We start from the raw sequence: 18,111 nt of genomic DNA on the forward strand, positions 1-18,111 counted from the left end.
TAACTATTGCTAGAATCCTAATCACTTTAAAAATAAATAGAATTTTTTTTGCTTGCATAAATATCCTCCTCTAAAATCTTAAATTCATTTTTAAACCAGTAGCATTTTTTACTGTTTTTCTATTGTTATTAATCGTGCCAATTAGTTATTAGATATTTCTCCCATCAAGAAAATATAGTTTGCTGTTTATCAAGTTAAGCTTTCATTTTAATTAAGTTATTTCTAATAATATTAAGCTTTATTTATATATCCTCTGAATGAACTTTTTATATATTTATTTGGATATAAATCATTAATCATTGCGTATGGGCTTCCATTCCAGTATCTTACTACAGGTGTCCATAGTCTATGACTTTTAAGCCACTGCATTGTGTATAGCTGTAATAATTGATTATCTGTCAGCTTTTCTTTTTCTTCAATTGTCCACCGTAATGCATCTAGCGCTTTTTCTCTCGTCCAAAAACCGTTAGGTGTCATCTTAAATTCCCATTCTTTAAATTGATTTGGATATAAATCATTAATCATTGCATATGGACTATCATTCCAATATAATTGACAGGCTCCACGCAATCCTGATTGGGCTAACCATTTATTTTCGTATATATTCTTCAATTGATCCAGATTTAATTTTTCCTTTTCTTCAATTGACCATTTTAGTGCTTGTAATGTTTTTTCTTTCGTCCAAAACTTATTAGGAGCCTTATTAAATTCCCATTCTTTAAATCGATTTGGATATAAATCATTAATCATCGCATACGGGCTTCCATTCCAAATTAACCTTAGAGGTGCACTTAGTCGATGTTCAATTAACCATTTTTGCCCATAAATTTGTAAGAGTTTTTGTGGTGGTAATTTCTCCTCTTCTTCAATTAACCATTTTAATAATTGTAGGGCCTTTTCTTTCGTCCAAAAATTTAATGGTGTCATTCTAAATTCCCATTCTTTAAATTGATTCGGATATAAATCATTAATCATCGCATATGGACTATTATTATATTTGTGCTTCAATACACCACGTAATCGATACTTTGCAATCAATTTGTTATTCCAATTCTGTTTTATCTCTTCTTCATTCCAATTCAAAATTTTTGTTACTAAATACTTTGTGACTCTTCTGGCCAATTGATTATTTCTATCTAATTTCCAAGTATTTGGTGGAAATTTATTTCTTTTTCCATCTAATATCTCCTGATAGATGTCCTCTATAGTATTGGTGTTCGTCTGCATCTTAAAACCTTCTTTTAATTGTATATATAGTTAAATATATTTTAATGTTAGGACTTTCGTCCGAACTATTAAAAATATAAACCCTGTCTTAACTTAGAAAATATGATGCTTAATCAAATCATAGTAATGTAAAATAAGAATTACCTATAGAAAATATATAGTCTAGGGCAAATGAAAGAATAGATTTGTAAAATATGATTTTCAATTCATAAAAGACATCAATCTGAAAAGAAAGATGTCTTTTATTTAATAGTATTACGGTTTATTTAATTACTTTCCATAAAGCTAATGAGAAAATCCAATTTGGATCACCGTATCCTTGATAACTTTGAACTGCTTCATAAATTTTACCTTGATGTTCTACTCTATCTCCTTTTTTATATGCAGCATACGAATCCCATGCCTTATACTCAGAAGAGGGGGTATCTTTTGTTGTGATTTTGATTTCATTACTCGCAACTGAAACTGTTCCTTGAGTATCTATAGCTTTTACCATATAGCTATATACAGTACTAGCCAGCAAATTTTCATCTGTATAGTAAGTTGAAGGACTTGTAGCTATTTTCGTACCGTTACGATAAATCTCATATTCTTTTATACCAACATTACTTATGGATTCTTCCCATATTAAATGAACACTGTTTGTAGTAGTTTCTGATGCTTGTAATTCTGTTGGAGCTGTCGGAGCTGTTTGTTCTGGATTCTCTTCCTTTGTTGTAACTGAAACTTCATTACTACTTTTTGACTTATTTCCCGCTGCATCAGTAGCTATAATTGTAAAATTATATTTTGTATTGGCTTGTAACCCCGTATCTTCATAACGTGTTGTTTTTGTTGTTCCTACTTTTTTTCCATCACGATAAACTTCATATTCTTTTACACCAATGTTATCTGTGGAAGCTTCCCACTGTAGCTCAACAGTTGTTGCTGTTTGATTAACTGAACGTAGATTAGAAGGAGCTGTTGGAGCTATTATGTCAATTTCAGTATTACTATTAAAAGCAGAAAATAGTTTAGAGAAGGCACCATCTTCTACATCGGGTAATCCGGAAGCATCTCCAGTTGCCTGACCAATTTGCCAACTTTCAGTAGCTTTTTTATCACGATACACTGACCACATACTAATTTCCCCAATACCTTTTTCTTTGGCAAATTGGAACAATTCTTTTGCATTATTTAATGTGAAAGTTTCATTTTGAGTATCGTTTTTTCCGATCATAGGTGTAACAGCAATCATTTTCCAAATGTCAGAATCTTTAATAGTACCTTTATATAAATTAGTTAACTGTCCATGCAAGCTATTAATAGCATCTATTGCAGCTTGTCCCATTTGTTGGTTTTGTTGTCCGTAATCCATAGTCATAATATTAATAGAATTTAAATCTACATCATGTTTTATAGCGCTTTGAATCACATTTATCCCATCATTAGTTAGGCCATAGGGCATTACTGGTAAGGTATAACCAATTTTTACATCTTTACCTTCAGCTTTTAATTCCTTTTGTAATAACGCAATTGCTTTTGATCTTCTTTCAATAGATTCAGGGTGAGCGACTAAGACTCCTTCAATATCAAAATCCATGTGTGTTAAATGTAATGTGTTAATTACACTTTTATAAGCATCTTTTAATTTATTTACATCTGTAATAGCTGCGGCAAGATCTGCACCTAATCCAGGGATATTACCAGCATTTGCTCCACCAAAGGATACTTTAACATCTCCACCTATTTTTCTAATTTGTTTTATTTGATCATCTAAGTTACCATCTCCAATAGGGGTATGACTTCCTCCCCATACTGGATTTCCATTTTTATCAGCCACTATAAACGAAAGCGTAAAGAAACTAGTATTTGTTTCTTGGGCATATTTTAATAGATTTTGAGGATTCATTCCGTTATCTACATATGGTGCAAAAACATGGGTTGGCCAAGTTATTCCTTCACCAAATAAATCATTTGGATCGCTATTGTCAGGTATATATTCTGAACCAGTATATAATTCCCATCCGCTAAATTGTTGGGTAGGTAAGGTACCTGCATTTACCCAATATAAAGAATGATAAACCTTACCTTCATATGTAACATAAGATTCTCCTGGATAATCTTTGTTTTTATTCCAAAATGGTGCTACTTGTTGTTGAGATTTGGTTATATTTTCTTGCGCATACGCAAACGGTTGGCTAATGGCTTGGGATGTAGGAATTATCATAGTTAATGCAACAGCTGTTTTTGCTAGAGTACGAAATGGATGTTTTTTTATAATCATAATAATATCTCCTCACTTCTAATTTATAATTTTTAAAAAATTATATTTGGCAACATAAAAATCCTTTTAAAATATATTCTGAGGAATTATTGTCGTAACCTCCGATACTGATATAAAAATATGAATGTCTTTGATATTTATTGTTAATGCTAATTTTTATATGTGATGATTACCCTCATTTAGTAGGATAACAACTTACAAAAAATGAAACAAATTAGAGGGAAATGTAATGATATTCATTCAAAAATAGTATATTTCTTCTCATAAACTACAGGAAATCCAATTAAAATGTATATATATATACTATTTTTGTAAGGTGAGAATTAATAGTGAGCTAAAAGTAATAGAAATGTACACAAAAGTGTCAATTCTAATAATCTAGTTAGCTAAAAAATTGTTATCTTAAGTAGAAGACTAACAACGATTTTGACTGAATCTAAACAACATGTTGTATTTTTTAGTAATAAAATGAGATTATTCTTTCTAGATCTTCTAAAACTGTCTTAATTTAGCTAAATAGGTAAACTGGAAACAGCATAAATTAAGTCTATTACTTCTCCTACATTTTTTATTAGTTATATCTTTTTAGTATTCTCATAAAAACTATAGGGAGTTTGAAAAATTGACACATAGGCTTTTTGTTTTTATATGTTAAGATGGTGTTGCTAACCTATTGTTTATAATAAAAACAGCTTATTTTATTATCAAAAGTATAGGACTAGAAAAAACCTCATAAAGAGGTTTTTTCTTATTTCTATATTTATCTTTGGTGTAAAAATTCAGTTGCAAAATTAATTTTGAAATAATGCTATGTTTTGTTTAAATATTTTGTGCTTTTATGTGTTGGATGAAGTCTTCAGATTATTTCATGATACGTATAAATTTTAATGTTTATTTAGTTTTTATTATATTGTATTGTTATTTTGCTAAATGCTTAAAGGACATATACAAAATTTCATGATGTGTAATATACATTTAATTAAATTTTTAAAATACGTTTAATTAAAGTTTATTAATTTTTGTATTGTAATTTTAAATTGATTTTTTTAATTTATACTCAGTAGCATAAGCATCAGCAGCAATAATTGCATCAAAAACCATTTCTGGTGAAATTTCAAATGGCATATTATGTATAGTTTCACCATCTTGACAGGCAGCTTCTGCAACTTTCATCAATTCTTCTTTACTTGCATCACCTAAGTTCAAATCTTCAAGTGTAGTAGGTAGACCGAGTTTGATACAGAAATCAATGTAGTTATATAGCTCTTCAGTTGTCCAAGATTCCATTGCCATTTGTACTAATGTGCCAAATGCAACCTTTTCTCCATGCATCAAATCATGAGTCTTATCATGTAAAACAGTAAAACCATTATGGATGGCATGAGCTGCAGCTAACCCGACACTTTCAAATCCAAGTCCACTAAGTAAGGTGTTTGCCTCTATTACGGCTTCAACTGCTGGAGTAACAGTTTTTTGTTTAACTGCTAAAAGCGCAGCTTCTCCATATTCAAATAAGGTATCCCAGCAGAGTTCTGCAATTTTAGCAGCCGCTAAGGTAGATAGTCCACCAGCCATAGCGGGTTTTCGTGATTCTAAATTTGCTTTAGCCTCAATCCATGTAGCCATTCCGTCTCCAATCCCAGCAGCTAAAAATCTGGATGGAGCTTGTGCAATGACTTGGGAATCTACTAAAATAATATCCGGATTTTTTAAATAAAATTTGTATTTCTCAAATACTCCATCATCAGAGTAAATAACAGAAAGAGAACTGGTTGGTGCATCTGTTGAGGCAATAGTGGGAACGCTTACAACTTTGGCCGAAAGAATTTCTCCTACCGCTTTTGCTGTGTCTACTGATTTACCACCACCAATACCAATGATTACATCAGCACCAAATTCTTTTCCTATTTTCTCAATTCTTGCAATTTCATTTTCAGAACTTTCACCATTAAAACCGACTTTTTCAAAGCTTAGATTTTGTTTATGAAAGCTTTCCATAACTTTTTCACCAACAAGATGCCAAACACATTCATCTACAATAACTAATAAATTGGTTCCTAGAGGTTTTACATACTCTCCCATTTTTTTAATTACATTTCTTCCCTGAATATATTTTTGCGGGCTAATTAGGATACGTTCCATGATAATCACTCCTTGATTTTTTTGTAAGTAAGCTGAAAATCTAGCCTTGAATCTAATGTTATCAAAATTCTGAGTACAGAATTATGAATATTTTATGTATATTTTTCGTCTGTTATATGACGGATTAAAAGATAGTGTTATGATTATCAAAAATAAAATACTATTTCTTAAGAAAGGTGAAATGGGAAAAATAGTATTAAAAACCTATATTATCAGGTTTTGTATAAAAAATCTTATTATGTAATAGTTAGAGTTTTAATAATGAAAATAAAAATACATAAAATTCACTGGTTGAATTTTATGTATTTTTATGCATGTATTATTATGAAATAGGTTCTTATGATACAAAGGATTGAAATTAATATTCATACTAAAAATGGTCCACATGCTCGAGCCTTAGCTACACTTATAGCAAAATTGAGCGGAATATTTTTAACGATGAATCTATTCATGAAACACAATCATTATTAGACCAATTGACTCTTGAAAAAAAAGAATAAAGTATTTAGAAAGTGAATTGTCGAAATATAAAAAACTAAACAACTCTTTTCCGGACATTATTATTTATAGTGACACTTTAATGAAGACGCTCTTTGTTGCGAATAAAGTGGCAGAATTAGATTCTACGATTCTTATTACTGGAGAGAGTGAAACAGGAAAAGAATTTATAGGTAAAGGTATCCATAAAGCTGTTTTCAGAAAGGATAAGTCGTTTATTCTAGTAAATTGTGCGGCTATCCCTCCTAATTTAATTGAAAGTGAGCTATTTGAGCATGAAAAAGGAGTATTCACTGGAGCACTTCACATGAGGAAAGGGAAATTTGAGCAAGCAAACATTGGAACAATCTTTTTAGCTGAAATTGGAGACTTATAGTTAGATGTCCAAGTGAAATCATTATAGGTTTTTATAATAAAAGGGAAGTGTAGGAGGGAATAAAAATATAAGATTAAATGTTAGGGTACTAGCGGCGACTAATAGAAAGGAATAGATGCCATGAAAAAATTTATTAATAATCCAGAAAAAGTAGTTAGGGATATGATTGACGGAATGTTGTTTGCACATTCTGATAAACTACAAAATATGTCTGAAACAAATATAATTATTCGAGCTAATAGTCCATTTCAAGGAAAAGTGGCAATTGTCAGTGGAGGCGGGAGTGGTCATGAACCAGCGCATATGGGATTTGTTGGTGAAGGAATGCTTGATGCTGCTGTAATTGGCGAAATTTTTACCTCTCCTACACCAGACCAGATTATGAAAGCGATTCAAAAGGTGGATACTGGAAGTGGGGTTTTGTTAATTGTAAAAAACTACTCAGGGGACATAATGAATTTTGAAATGGCTGCTGAAATGGCTGAAGCACAGGGAATCCCGATTGCTACAGTCATTGTTAATGATGATATTGCTATTGCTAATAGTTCACACACTATGAGAAGAAGAGGAATTTCTGGAACAATATTTGTACATAAAATAGCTGGGGCAATGGCTGAGAAAGGGGCATCGCTTAAAGAAGTTGAAGATGTTGCAAATAAAGTAATTGCAAATATACGTAGTATGGGCATGGCATTAAAAACGTGTACAATACCTGGAGCTGGGACAGTTGGTTATAAAATTGGTGAAAATGAAGTAGAGGTTGGTATAGGTATTCACGGTGAACCTGGAACTCATCGTATTAGTATGATAGCAGCTAATGAAATGGCTGAACTTCTTTTAGAGCATATTTTAAGTGATATGCAATTGAAGATTGGTGACAAAGTTGCAGTAATGGTAAACGGCTTAGGGGGAACGCCGTTAATGGAATTATATGTTTTAAATAAAATGATTAACACAATATTAAACAAAATTGGTATCGATATCTGTAAAACATATGTTGGAGAATACATGACAGCAATTGATATGGCCGGTTTTTCTATTACTTTATTAAAACTAGATGAACAATTAACTGCTTTGCTTAATGATCCAGCAAATACGACTAACTGGCGTGTACAATAGGAGGGGCCAACATGTATATTACACCAAGACATATCATCAATTGGATGCAACTCGCTGCAAAACAACTTGAGTATCAAAAAAAAAACCTAACGCAACTTGATCAATTCATAGGTGATGGAGATCATGGTATTAATATGAATAGAGGGTTTAAAGAGGTTGAAAGAAAGATATCATATACAGCTTATGATGATATTGGAAATGTATTTCATGATATTGGAATGATACTTATTTCAAAGGTTGGAGGTGCATCAGGGCCTTTATATGGAACAGCATTTTTAAGGGCTGGTAGTGTTTTGAAAGGGAAAAATAAAATTACATTCAATGAATTGGGGCTTGCTTTTGAAGAATCTGTAAATGGCATCTGTCTAAGAGGAAACACTCAGATAGGAGATAAAACAATGCTTGATGTTTGGGATCCTGTTTTGAAGTATATCCAAAGAAATGGAGAAAAAATAAAACCTATTGGTCTTATCATTTTTGCAAGAGAACAAATGGAAAAAACTAAGCCATTATTAGCTAAAAAAGGACGTGCTTCTTTTCTAGGAGAAAGGTCTATTGGTCATTTAGATCCAGGAGCAGTCTCATCTTTTATTATCTTTGAAACTCTATGTTTATCTCTTATAGGTGAAAAAGATATTGTTAACGAACTTAGGGAGCAATTGTGATGAGTAATACAAGAATAGCTTTAGTTTCTTATGGTTATCTACTAGTTAAGAGATTTAAAGCTTCACTGGCCCAATTAACTTCCAGTGTTTTAATAGCTTCTGCAGGAGGAGTAGATAACGATGAAGTAGGTAGAAGCGTCAGATAAATTTAAGAGGCTATTTATAATGAAAAAGTTGTAATTGTATTCCTAAATTTGGGAGGCGCTCTAATTAAGAGTGATTAAATCAAAATAGCAAATCCGCCATTAATAGAGGGTCCTACGTAGCAGTTGTTGAATCAGGGATTGGCAAAATATTAGAAGAAATATTCAAGATTTAAGGCTGTACTTGAGGCGAAAACCATTATAAAAATATAAAAGGAGCTAATCTTATGAGAATTGAAAGAAATTTGATTGTAACTCGTAAGGATGGAATTTATGCAAAATCAGCAAGTGAAATTGTAGATGGCTTAAAGGATTATGATTGTTCGGTTCAGTTTATATTTAAAGATAAAAAAGTTAATGCAAAAAGTACTCTTCAACTAATCGATTTAGCAGTAAAAAGAGGAGCAGAAATACATGTAATTCTTGATGGGGAAGATGCTGATGATGCCCTTGTGTTTATACAATGGTTTTTGAAATAACAAAGGGGGTCATAAATATGTCTCCATTTATGGGGGAATTAATTGGAACCTTGGTTCTTATTTTATTAGGGAACGGCGTTGTAGCAGGTACTTTGCTGAAAAAATCCAAAGCACAAAATTCCGGATGGGTTGCAATTACTCTTGGCTGGGGATTAGCAGTTACATTCGCTATATATATAGTAGATAACATAAGTGGTGCGCATTTGAATCCTGCAGTTACAATTGCTTTTGCTTGTATAGGGTTATTTCCTTGGAGTGAAGTTCCTTCCTATATTGGTGCACAGTTGATGGGGGCTTTTTTAGGTTCAATATTTGTCTGGCTCCAGTATTTTCCGCATTGGAAAGAAACTAAAAATCAAGAAATTATATTGTCGGTGTTTTCTACAAGCCCTGCAATAAAAAGTTGGCCGTCCAATTTGTTAAGTGAAATTATTGGCACTGCAGTATTTGTATTTTCAATTTTAGCTATGAGTCATAATAAAGTTATAGATGGACTACTTCCAATAATAATAGGAGCGTTAATAGTATCTATAGGTTTATCTCTTGGTGGAACAACTGGATTTGCTTTAAATCCAGCTCGAGATTTTGGCCCAAGACTAGCACATCAAATCTTACCAATATGTAATAAAGGCTCTTCGGATTGGGGATACGCATGGATTCCCATAATTGGTAGTACCATAGGAGGAATCATAGGAGCTATATGTTTTCAATTGATTTATTAAGCAATTAATATATTAAACTTCAATTAGAAATCGATTAGTTAACCACGTTTACTATCGATCATATAATGCAAAGGGGTATTTAAGTAAAAAAGGTATGCTAAAAAAATCACTATATATTTCTTATAATGTGGAATTGTTTTATTCATAAAATGTTCAATTTATATCCATTGTGAAAAAATTCACAATGGATATAATGAATATATAACCGTTGTAGAGGGTGATAGTGGTTTTATTCTTTTGAGAACTGATAAACGAGCTGCTTTTATATTGTTATATTCATGTGTTTTTTTACAAATATTATTATTATTTGATACATATTCTCTTTAAAGTTGAGCAAATATCCAATCTAAGCAAGATCAAAAATACCAATGCCAAATATTCTTTTGCGACGAATCAACTCTTTTATCAAATTTATGTCTCCAACTACAAACTGTTTTCTAGATAGCTATCTTTAGCAAACTTCTGACTCGTAAGAGGGGGTTATTGTTTTTTTGTTTGTTATTTTGTATGCAGGCGATATAAATCATCTTATCAGATAGAACGGCAATGTTTTTAGTAAGTGGAATCGATTTCATTATACGAATAACAGTGCTTTTCTTTATTTGGGAAAAGGATAAATATGTATAGTCTGTCATTCAATTGAACTTTTGGTGAGTAACATGTGCGTAATTAAAAACTTACATGGTATTTTTATCATTCGAAAGAACTTTAAATTGATTTCTGTCATGTTTGTTTGCAGTGATAATCATGTTTTTCGAGATAAACGCTTTCCTTATCAATGAGGCAATTCGCGAGTGGAGTTTTACTCCTATTTTGGTTTGACGCAACTCAGTCTATTTATAGTTGATTAGGTTTAGAGTAAGTGTATTTGAAACAAAGATTTTCAACGGTATGTTCTTTCTATATTTTGAAAGCGCTTTCTTGTGGTGGGTTATTTTATAAGATTATGAACCTTTTACCTAAGAAATTATGTGTTTTAAGTAATGATTTGAAAAATGATGAATTGGAGATTCACAAACACATTTTTAGTAGTAAACAAAATTTTATAAAAGAAGTGAGATTTAAATAGCCTAGGAGGTGGTTTTCTCAAGGATAGAAAAAGTTGGTTTTTAATAGTTAAAGATTGATGAAATGAAGAAGAAAAGTTGTGTTGGTTGCGTCAATTCAGAAAAAATTAGGATGAAATATTTAGGAGGTAGAGAGATGGTAGGGATTATCCTAGCAAGCCATGGCCAATTTGCTGAAGGCATTTTACAATCTGGCGCAATGATTTTTGGAGAGCAAGAGAATGTTAAGGCTGTTACCTTAATGCCAAACGAAGGGCCAGACGATTTGAGAGCAAAAATGGAAGCAGCAGTTGCATCTTTTGATAATCAAGATGAGGTATTATTTTTAGTCGATCTATGGGGCGGTACTCCATTCAATCAAGCTAATGGCTTGTATGAAGAACACAAAGACAATTGGGCAATCGTTGCTGGTTTAAACTTACCAATGGTGATTGAAGCTTATGCATCCCGTTTATCAATTACGTCTGCTCAAGAGATCGCAGCACATATCATTAAAACAGCCAAGGAAGGGGTCAGAATTAAACCTGAAGAGCTGGAACCCAAAGAAAATACTGATATCGCAGTTGCAAAAGATGGAAAAGCAAATGGCAGACTTGCTCCCGGTACAGTAGTTGGTGATGGGAAAATCAAGTTCGTTTTAGTCCGTGTGGATTCTCGTTTATTGCATGGTCAGGTAGCGACTGCATGGACAAAGTCTACACAACCAAATCGTATTATCGTAGTTTCAGATGCAGTGTCTAAAGACGATCTTCGTAAAAAATTAATCGAACAGGCGGCACCACCAGGGGTTAAGGCCAATGTTATTCCAATCAGCAAAATGATTGAAGTTGAAAAAGATCCCCGTTTTGGTAATACTAATGCACTGGTATTATTTGAAAACCCACTAGATGTCCTGAGAGTTATAGAGGGTGGTGTGGATATTAAAGAAGTTAACGTTGGTTCTATGGCTCATTCAACTGGAAAGGTTGTTGTTAATAAGGTTCTTTCTATGGGAAGAGAAGATGTAGAGGCTTTCGAGAAAATGAAAGCAAAAGGCATTCATTTTGATGTACGTAAAGTACCTAATGATTCTCGTGCAAATATGGATGATATTCTAAAAAAAGCGAAGGTTGAATTATCGTAGTTACATAGTAAATGTAAATGAAATGGGGGATCATAATGTCTACTATAGAAATAATTTTAGTGATACTAATTGCATTTCTAGCCGGTATGGAAGGAATATTAGATGAATTTCAATTCCATCAACCACTAGTGGCATGTACACTAATTGGATTAGTAACAGGTAACCTGGAGGCTGGCATTGTTCTTGGCGGTACACTTCAAATGATTGCACTTGGATGGGCAAATATTGGAGCAGCCGTAGCGCCAGATGCTGCATTGGCATCAGTTGCATCAGCGATCATTTTAGTATTAGGCGGACAAGGTGTTAGCGGTGTTGCATCAGCAATTGCAGTAGCGGTACCACTTGCAGTAGCAGGACTTTTCTTAACAATGATTGTTCGTACACTTGCTGTTCCTATTGTTCACATGATGGATACGGCAGCTGAAGAAGGAAATATAAAAAAAATTGAAGTGTTACACATCGCTGCGGTGTGTTTACAGGGTATCCGAATTGCAATTCCTGCCGGAGCACTTTTATTTATCCCTGCACAAAGCGTTCAAGGATTCTTGGAATCAATGCCTGCATGGTTAACTGATGGAATGGCTATTGGTGGGGGAATGGTTGTTGCTGTTGGTTATGCATTAGTTATTAATATGATGGCAACAAAAGAAGTATGGCCATTCTTCATTATTGGTTTCGTAATAGCTGCGATTTCTCAATTAACACTTATTGCTCTTGGTGCATTGGGTGTGGCTTTAGCTCTTATTTATTTGAGCCTTTCTAAAATGGGTGGTTCTTCAAATGGTGGTGGAGGTAACTCTGGTGACCCGCTTGACGATATCTTAAACGATTATTAATTCAGGAGGAGGAGAAGACAAATGGCAGAAAAAATTCAATTAACAAAAAGAGATCGTTTAGCCGTTGCATGGCGATCTACATTTATTCAGGGTTCTTGGAACTACGAACGTATGCAGAATGGTGGTTGGGCCTTCTCGATGATTCCAGCGATTAAAAAGTTATATAAATCAAAAGAAGATCGAAAAGCAGCATTAAAACGTCACTTGGAATTTTTCAATACACATCCTTATATTGCTTCACCAATTCTAGGAGTTACATTAGCACTTGAAGAAGAACGTGCTAATGGTGCAGAAGTTGATGATGTGGCAATTCAGGGGGTTAAAGTTGGAATGATGGGTCCTTTAGCCGGTGTTGGTGATCCGGTATTCTGGTTTACTTTACGTCCAATGTTAGGTGCTTTAGGAGCATCATTAGCAATGGGGGGGAATATCCTTGGGCCAATCCTTTTCTTCTTAGCTTGGAATCTGGTCCGTTGGGGATTTATGTGGTATACACAAGAATTTGGTTATAAAGCCGGTTCTAAAATCACTGATGATCTTTCAGGTGGATTATTACAAGATATTACAAAAGGTGCATCAATCCTTGGTATGTTTGTACTTGCAGCCTTGGTGGAACGGTGGGTATCAATTAAATTCAAGCCAGTTGTATCTGAAGTTCAGTTAGATAAAGGTGCGTATGTTGAGTGGGACAAACTTCCTGGAAATGGTGAAGGGATTCGTCAATCTTTTGAACAAGTAAACTCAGGAATGGCACTGTCACCTACGAAAGTAACTACCTTACAAGATAACTTAGATCAATTAATTCCTGGTTTAGCTGCATTGCTTCTGACATTCTTCTGCATGTGGTTGCTGAAGAAAAAAGTCAGCCCAATTGTTATTATTCTTTCATTATTCGTAGTTGGGGTAGTTGGTCACGTAATCGGACTTTTATAATTTAAGTTGCTCACGTTTTCAATTCTTAAAATTTATTATTTAGGAATTGTTGAGATTGAAGTATAGGTTAGTAGCCTGTGAATCGATAATAGTTCGTATACAAAAAGTGGCTGGGGATTATCGCTTCAGCCACTTTTTGTATTGACTTAATTGTTTGAAGTTACGAATTATAAATAGGATAAATGAAATGGAGTGGATATGATGGTTCAATCAATTAATACAAAGGTAGATTTAGTAATAGATGCTACCGCTTTTACGGGACTTACAGACTATGGGAAAATTATGATTGGTGATAAAGGGTTTGAATTTTATAATTCTCGTGATACGCGTAAATTTATTCAAATTCCATGGGAGGAAGTAGATTATGTTATAGCTTCTGTAATGTTTAAGGGTAAATGGATTCCACGTTATGCTATTGAAACCAAGAGAAATGGAATCTTCACCTTTTCTTCTAAGGAACCTAAGAAAGTTCTTCGGGCTATACGAGAATATGTAGATCCAGGTCATATGTCACAATCTCTAAGTTTCTATGATGTTATTAAACGTGGCCTTAAATCGCTAGGTAAAAAGAAATATTGAACTACTCACCACTTAACGTCGTTACGGACTTTTTGAAGTGGGAGATTCCTGCGAACACCGTTGTATCCACCGGTTATCTTAGCAGGCTCTACCCGTAGTCCCTACGGTGAGAACATAAGTATCTTGTACGTTAACGCACCACACTCCCTACTTTAGCTTGGTTTTCGCAACTTCGGTAAGCATGGGGCGATAGAACGTTGAAGATTTTACGGCTGCAACGTTTTTCTGCAACCAACCTCATATCTTCAGTTTTCAAAGAGCAATCTGTACAAGTAAATGATAACAAACATGTTGGCTTATGCCAACCGACATTCATCTCCCACCTAAAATTAGTGTTTCACACCTTCACATTTTTGAGGAAGGAGTCTTCTGTCGGAAAACGATAAAATGAAAAGAAGGGGTGTATTTTTTATATAGGAGCTAACATGGTTTTGGTGTAAAAATAGATTAACTGATTATGCTTCTTTTTAGATTCATACTATCAGTATGTTCAAGATTAAGATATTAGCTGTAAGAGCCTTGGGATTTTTGCCCCAGAACCGTTTTATACATTAAAGGTTATTTATGTTATTTAATTATATTTTTGCAATCGTGCTGTGTTATAATTCTGAAATACTGATATATCTAGTAGGACTTATAGATTTCGGTTTATCATATGAAATGAAAAATTAAGGCATTATCTTTGAGGTTCAGGCTATCATTATTAACACTATTATTCAGACTAAAAGAAGTACAAGGAGGAAGGTATATCTATTAAAATGTTAAGATATACCAAATTCAAAATGAATATTAAATTTAATAAAAAAGTAGTAGCATTCACGGCAGGATTAACGGTATTATCTTCACCATTGGTATCGTTTGCAGAGGAACAACAATCAGTAAACAATAAGCAATCTACAAGCCTTCAAGTGCAAGGTAACACAGACCAAATTCAAACAACAGATGAACAGGCTTTAAAAAGTATTGAAGCTAGTTTTGAAGAGGTAGACGGACGTGGTGGAGGTACTGTCGACAATAAGAAAGTAGATAGTCTTCAACGTTCAGAAGGTATTCATGAAGAAACAGGTACATTAACTGTTCCTAACAATTCAAACAGAACAAAACGTAGTCTGTCTCCCATATCACCTAGCACCTCTAGTACAATAAACGGTGTTCCATTCACTGAATGGATTGTTCCAGCAGGTAACGATAATATTCGTCCTCAAAACTACATGAGTCCAAAGTATATTACAATTCATGAGACTGATAATACAAGTGTAGGAGCAGGTGCTAGAAACCACGCTCAATACCTATATAACCAAGCAGTAGGGAACACAGACCGAGCTGCATCGTGGCATTTTACAGTAGACGATAAAGAGATTTATCAACATCTACCATTAAACGAGAACGGATGGCACGCAGGAGACGGTGATGGTCCAGGTAATAGAGAATCTATTGCAATTGAAATCGCAGTTAACAGTGACGGAAACTACAGTAAAGCGGTAGATAACGCTAAGAAACTTGTAGCATATTTAATGAAAGAAACTGGTGTACCGTTAAATAACATTGTAAAACACCAAAAATGGAGCGGTAAAATCTGCCCTGCTAACATGATTAATAATGGGCAATGGGATGTATTCGTAAATAGCGTTGAGGGGTATTATAATAATCTTTATCAACCAAAAGATGACATTACAGGAGGTTGGTATGAAGAAGCTATTCGAGAGTTAAATAGAAGGGGTATTATGATAGGGGAAGGAAACGGAGTTTTCGCACCCAATAGAGCGATAACAAGAGCCGAATTTGCTCAATTAATCTCTAACTCTCTAAACCTGCCAGCTGGAGATGCTTCATTTAAAGACCTAAACGATGCAAATTCAACTTTACGAGATGGTATTAAACGTACTGCAAGTGCAGGTATCATTCAAGGTAGAGGAGATGGTTATTTTGACCCAAACACACCTATCACAAGAGAAGAATCAGCCATTATTGTAAACAAGGCTTTACAGTATAAAGGTATATGGGGACCAGTTGTAAACCTACCATTCGCAGACAAAGACCAAATTATTTATAAAGAAGACGTACAAAGACTGTATGGCCTAGGTATTGTAAGAGGTAAGGGTGACAATCAATACGACCCTAAAGGAACAACAACTCGTGGTGAAACAGCAACATTCATTCTAAATATGCTACAAGTAATTGAAAATGGTAGTGTTGAAAAGGTAATTGGAACGGCTCAAATTAATGGTATTGGGGTAAATGTTCGAAGCGGATCAGGGACAAACTATTCTATTGTTAGAAAGACAAGTAAAGGCGAAAAAGTTACAGTATATGAAGAAAAGAATGGTTGGCTAAGAATTGGAACAGGGCAGTGGATTTACTATGACTCTAGTTATATCGACTATAATAGATTATAAAAGACTAAATAGTTAAAAGAACAGGTCATATTTGGATATATAACATACTCTCAGGTTGTGAAGAAGACTTTCTCCACAACCTGTTTTTGTGCCTAGCCCCTCTTTACCTACCAATACTGATAAAAAGAGGAAAAGGAAAGATTTATTATGATGCTAACATCGGAAAATAATGGTAATTATTGTGTATACAATTAAAGGCTAATGTTTTTCTGATAATTAAGTAGAGGTCACCGTACATACCCATCCAGTTAACATTTTGAAATACTCCAAAACGAAAGAATGAGCTGTATTGTTACTAGCCATAACACCCATCGTGTTAATCATAAATAGCTTGTATCAGTTCTTTTACCTCCGCATTTGGATTAGGATGATTGAGCTGTTTCATCCAATAATAGTACGTACTACGAGTAATATTAACGAGTTGAAGTAACTCCTTGACAGGAAATTCATGCCTTAATCCATAAAAGAATAGTTATTTTACGCAGTATTGCGAAAAGAGGAAGAAGGGCGTATTTCCTTTCAGCAAAGATTTAAATAATTTCTGGTTATGATCGTTAGTTTTGGGATTATTATGTTTCTCATATATGGAGAAATCCTGTTACAATAGTAAAGAATAAATTGGGTACAAATTGATAATGAAATGGGGAAATATGCTGGATGAAAGCAACCGGAGTAACTAGAAAAGTGGATGAATTAGGGCGTATAGTAATTCCAAAGGAACTTAGAAATACGCTTGGGATTAAAGAAAAATCACCATTAGAGATTTTTGTAGAAGGGGAAGACATCATTTTAAAGAAGTATCAGCCTGGTCATGTTTGTGCATTAACAGGAGAAGTGTCAAATCGTAACATGGCATTAGCAAAGGGTAAGATCTCATTGAGTTCAGAAGGTGCAGAACTATTAATAAAAGAAATAGAACAGTACCTTGTCAAATAAGTGCTCCTTTCAAGGGGCTTTTTTTATGGTTAACAAAATAATTTCACGTACCGTAATGATTTAAAAAACTAAAACACTACAATAATAGTCTACATTTAATCTTGTGTAGACTTAATCAGCTAAATAGAGAATGTATTGTATATTTCGGATAGATTTCTTGCGAAATATGTACCTAGAGCAGTATTTCAATTTAAATGTGATACGATAGTGATATATTTGTTTTGCTAGTGAAAGGGGATGAGTGTCGATGAAAAACCACATAAAAGTAAATGGAAAAATTCTTCAAACAAATAAAAAATGGTCACATCTCAAGCAAAGACAAAGACAACATATTTCTAATTGGTTACGTAGAGAATATACACAATTTGTAAAAACACATTATAGAAAACCTAAAAAGTATGAACATGATGAGATCCTTCATGAAGTGATGAATCAAATACAGGAACGTGAAATTTGGATACCTAATGGTGAAGTAAAAAGATATTATCTAAGCAAAATAGGAAAATGGTTTAGAAAAATAGAAAGTGAATGGGAATCAAAAATATCCAACAGTGAAAAGCAGCAGGTATTAGAAGAAAAGTAAATACAAACAAACCAGGGGGGC

At 33.6% G+C, this 18,111-nt stretch carries 16 protein-coding genes and 1 pseudogene; 13 read left to right on the forward strand and 4 right to left on the reverse strand.

Annotation, left to right across the window (positions count from 1 at the left end; translation table 11 throughout):
• Positions 1–231 precede the first annotated feature (231 nt).
• The 3 genes from DN400_RS18565 to DN400_RS18575 all read right to left on the reverse strand — a co-directional run bounded on the left by DN400_RS18565 (position 232) and on the right by DN400_RS18575 (position 5,635).
• Positions 232–1,227: a DUF4046 domain-containing protein gene (locus DN400_RS18565; RefSeq protein ID WP_147801816.1), complete on the reverse strand. Its 996-nt coding sequence runs from the start codon at positions 1,225–1,227 to the stop codon at positions 232–234.
• A 262-nt stretch (positions 1,228–1,489) separates the two neighbouring features.
• Positions 1,490–3,493 carry a fibronectin type III domain-containing protein gene (locus DN400_RS18570; RefSeq protein WP_147801817.1) on the reverse strand — a complete coding sequence of 668 codons (2,004 nt, stop codon included), beginning with the start codon at positions 3,491–3,493 and terminating at the stop codon, positions 1,490–1,492.
• 1,032 nt (positions 3,494–4,525) lie between these two features.
• A complete protein-coding gene (locus DN400_RS18575) occupies positions 4,526–5,635 on the reverse strand; it encodes a glycerol dehydrogenase (RefSeq protein WP_147801818.1) in 1,110 nt (369 codons plus the stop codon).
• A gap of 580 nt (positions 5,636–6,215) precedes the next feature.
• On the opposite strand from DN400_RS18575, the gene DN400_RS18580 reads away from it, so the two are divergent.
• The 11 genes from DN400_RS18580 (at position 6,216) to DN400_RS18635 (ending at position 16,571) form a co-directional block, all read left to right on the forward strand.
• Complete coding sequence (locus tag DN400_RS18580) at positions 6,216–6,509, forward strand: sigma 54-interacting transcriptional regulator (protein WP_255477972.1); 294 nt, start codon at positions 6,216–6,218, stop codon at positions 6,507–6,509.
• A gap of 120 nt (positions 6,510–6,629) precedes the next feature.
• Positions 6,630–7,628: a dihydroxyacetone kinase subunit DhaK gene (dhaK, locus tag DN400_RS18585; RefSeq protein ID WP_147801820.1), complete on the forward strand. Its 999-nt coding sequence runs from the start codon at positions 6,630–6,632 to the stop codon at positions 7,626–7,628.
• Positions 7,629–7,639: 11 nt separating this feature from the next.
• A complete protein-coding gene (dhaL, locus tag DN400_RS18590; RefSeq protein ID WP_147801821.1) occupies positions 7,640–8,293 on the forward strand; it encodes a dihydroxyacetone kinase subunit DhaL in 654 nt (217 codons plus the stop codon).
• Positions 8,293–8,439, forward strand: coding sequence for a hypothetical protein (locus DN400_RS29940; protein WP_255287163.1), 147 nt, complete (start codon positions 8,293–8,295; stop codon positions 8,437–8,439). The genes dhaL and DN400_RS29940 overlap by 1 nt, the downstream gene beginning before the upstream one ends.
• 224 nt (positions 8,440–8,663) lie before the next feature.
• A complete protein-coding gene (locus DN400_RS18600) occupies positions 8,664–8,915 on the forward strand; it encodes an HPr family phosphocarrier protein (protein ID WP_147801822.1) in 252 nt (83 codons plus the stop codon).
• Positions 8,916–8,932: 17 nt separating this feature from the next.
• Positions 8,933–9,637 (forward strand): MIP/aquaporin family protein, encoded by a 705-nt coding sequence (locus DN400_RS18605; protein WP_098212101.1) that lies wholly within the window; start codon positions 8,933–8,935, stop codon positions 9,635–9,637.
• A gap of 1,203 nt (positions 9,638–10,840) precedes the next feature.
• Complete coding sequence (locus tag DN400_RS18610) at positions 10,841–11,827, forward strand: mannose/fructose/sorbose PTS transporter subunit IIA (RefSeq protein WP_081143458.1); 987 nt, start codon at positions 10,841–10,843, stop codon at positions 11,825–11,827.
• 35 nt (positions 11,828–11,862) lie between these two features.
• Positions 11,863–12,663, forward strand: a complete 801-nt coding sequence (locus tag DN400_RS18615) for a PTS mannose/fructose/sorbose transporter subunit IIC (RefSeq protein WP_000103758.1) — start codon at positions 11,863–11,865, stop codon at positions 12,661–12,663.
• A 21-nt stretch (positions 12,664–12,684) separates the two neighbouring features.
• Entirely contained in the window at positions 12,685–13,596 is a 912-nt protein-coding gene (locus tag DN400_RS18620) for a PTS system mannose/fructose/sorbose family transporter subunit IID (protein WP_000818327.1), read from the forward strand.
• A gap of 198 nt (positions 13,597–13,794) precedes the next feature.
• Positions 13,795–14,175 carry a DUF956 family protein gene (locus DN400_RS18625; RefSeq protein ID WP_481747367.1) on the forward strand — a complete coding sequence of 127 codons (381 nt, stop codon included), beginning with the start codon at positions 13,795–13,797 and terminating at the stop codon, positions 14,173–14,175.
• Positions 14,176–14,957: 782 nt separating this feature from the next.
• A complete protein-coding gene (locus DN400_RS18635; RefSeq protein WP_147801862.1) occupies positions 14,958–16,571 on the forward strand; it encodes an S-layer homology domain-containing protein in 1,614 nt (537 codons plus the stop codon).
• Positions 16,572–16,890: 319 nt separating this feature from the next.
• On the opposite strand, the pseudogene DN400_RS18640 reads toward DN400_RS18635, so the two are convergent.
• A pseudogene (locus DN400_RS18640) lies at positions 16,891–17,034 on the reverse strand (IS3 family transposase); the annotation flags it as partial.
• Between the two features lie 194 nt (positions 17,035–17,228).
• Between DN400_RS18640 and DN400_RS18645 the strand changes: the two are divergent.
• Entirely contained in the window at positions 17,229–17,507 is a 279-nt protein-coding gene (locus DN400_RS18645; RefSeq protein ID WP_098291727.1) for an AbrB/MazE/SpoVT family DNA-binding domain-containing protein, read from the forward strand.
• Positions 17,508–17,754: 247 nt separating this feature from the next.
• The gene (locus DN400_RS18650; RefSeq protein WP_097891782.1) at positions 17,755–18,090 is read left to right on the forward strand and encodes a transposase; all 336 of its coding nucleotides are present in this window, start codon (positions 17,755–17,757) and stop codon (positions 18,088–18,090) included.
• The last annotated feature ends 21 nt before the right edge of the window (positions 18,091–18,111 follow it).

The organism is Bacillus sp. AR8-1, from assembly GCF_008042345.1.
Classification (GTDB): Bacteria; Bacillota; Bacilli; order Bacillales; family Bacillaceae_G; genus Bacillus_A; species Bacillus_A cereus.

What these genes read in the sequence shown, in the direction of transcription:
- DN400_RS18650 (WP_097891782.1), top strand. Translation starts at nt 17,755, where the DNA reads ATGAAAAACCACATAAAAGTAAATGGAAAAATTCTTCAAACAAATAAA.
- DN400_RS18645 (WP_098291727.1), top strand. Translation starts at nt 17,229, where the DNA reads ATGAAAGCAACCGGAGTAACTAGAAAAGTGGATGAATTAGGGCGTATA.
- dhaK (WP_147801820.1), top strand. Translation starts at nt 6,630, where the DNA reads ATGAAAAAATTTATTAATAATCCAGAAAAAGTAGTTAGGGATATGATT.
- DN400_RS18605 (WP_098212101.1), top strand. Translation starts at nt 8,933, where the DNA reads ATGTCTCCATTTATGGGGGAATTAATTGGAACCTTGGTTCTTATTTTA.
- DN400_RS18625 (WP_481747367.1), top strand. Translation starts at nt 13,795, where the DNA reads ATGATGGTTCAATCAATTAATACAAAGGTAGATTTAGTAATAGATGCT.
- DN400_RS18570 (WP_147801817.1), bottom strand. Translation starts at nt 3,493, where the DNA reads ATGATTATAAAAAAACATCCATTTCGTACTCTAGCAAAAACAGCTGTT.
- DN400_RS18600 (WP_147801822.1), top strand. Translation starts at nt 8,664, where the DNA reads ATGAGAATTGAAAGAAATTTGATTGTAACTCGTAAGGATGGAATTTAT.
- DN400_RS18620 (WP_000818327.1), top strand. Translation starts at nt 12,685, where the DNA reads ATGGCAGAAAAAATTCAATTAACAAAAAGAGATCGTTTAGCCGTTGCA.
- DN400_RS29940 (WP_255287163.1), top strand. Translation starts at nt 8,293, where the DNA reads ATGAGTAATACAAGAATAGCTTTAGTTTCTTATGGTTATCTACTAGTT.
- DN400_RS18610 (WP_081143458.1), top strand. Translation starts at nt 10,841, where the DNA reads ATGGTAGGGATTATCCTAGCAAGCCATGGCCAATTTGCTGAAGGCATT.
- DN400_RS18615 (WP_000103758.1), top strand. Translation starts at nt 11,863, where the DNA reads ATGTCTACTATAGAAATAATTTTAGTGATACTAATTGCATTTCTAGCC.
- DN400_RS18580 (WP_255477972.1), top strand. Translation starts at nt 6,216, where the DNA reads ATGAAGACGCTCTTTGTTGCGAATAAAGTGGCAGAATTAGATTCTACG.
- DN400_RS18635 (WP_147801862.1), top strand. Translation starts at nt 14,958, where the DNA reads ATGAATATTAAATTTAATAAAAAAGTAGTAGCATTCACGGCAGGATTA.
- dhaL (WP_147801821.1), top strand. Translation starts at nt 7,640, where the DNA reads ATGTATATTACACCAAGACATATCATCAATTGGATGCAACTCGCTGCA.
- DN400_RS18565 (WP_147801816.1), bottom strand. Translation starts at nt 1,227, where the DNA reads ATGCAGACGAACACCAATACTATAGAGGACATCTATCAGGAGATATTA.
- DN400_RS18575 (WP_147801818.1), bottom strand. Translation starts at nt 5,635, where the DNA reads ATGGAACGTATCCTAATTAGCCCGCAAAAATATATTCAGGGAAGAAAT.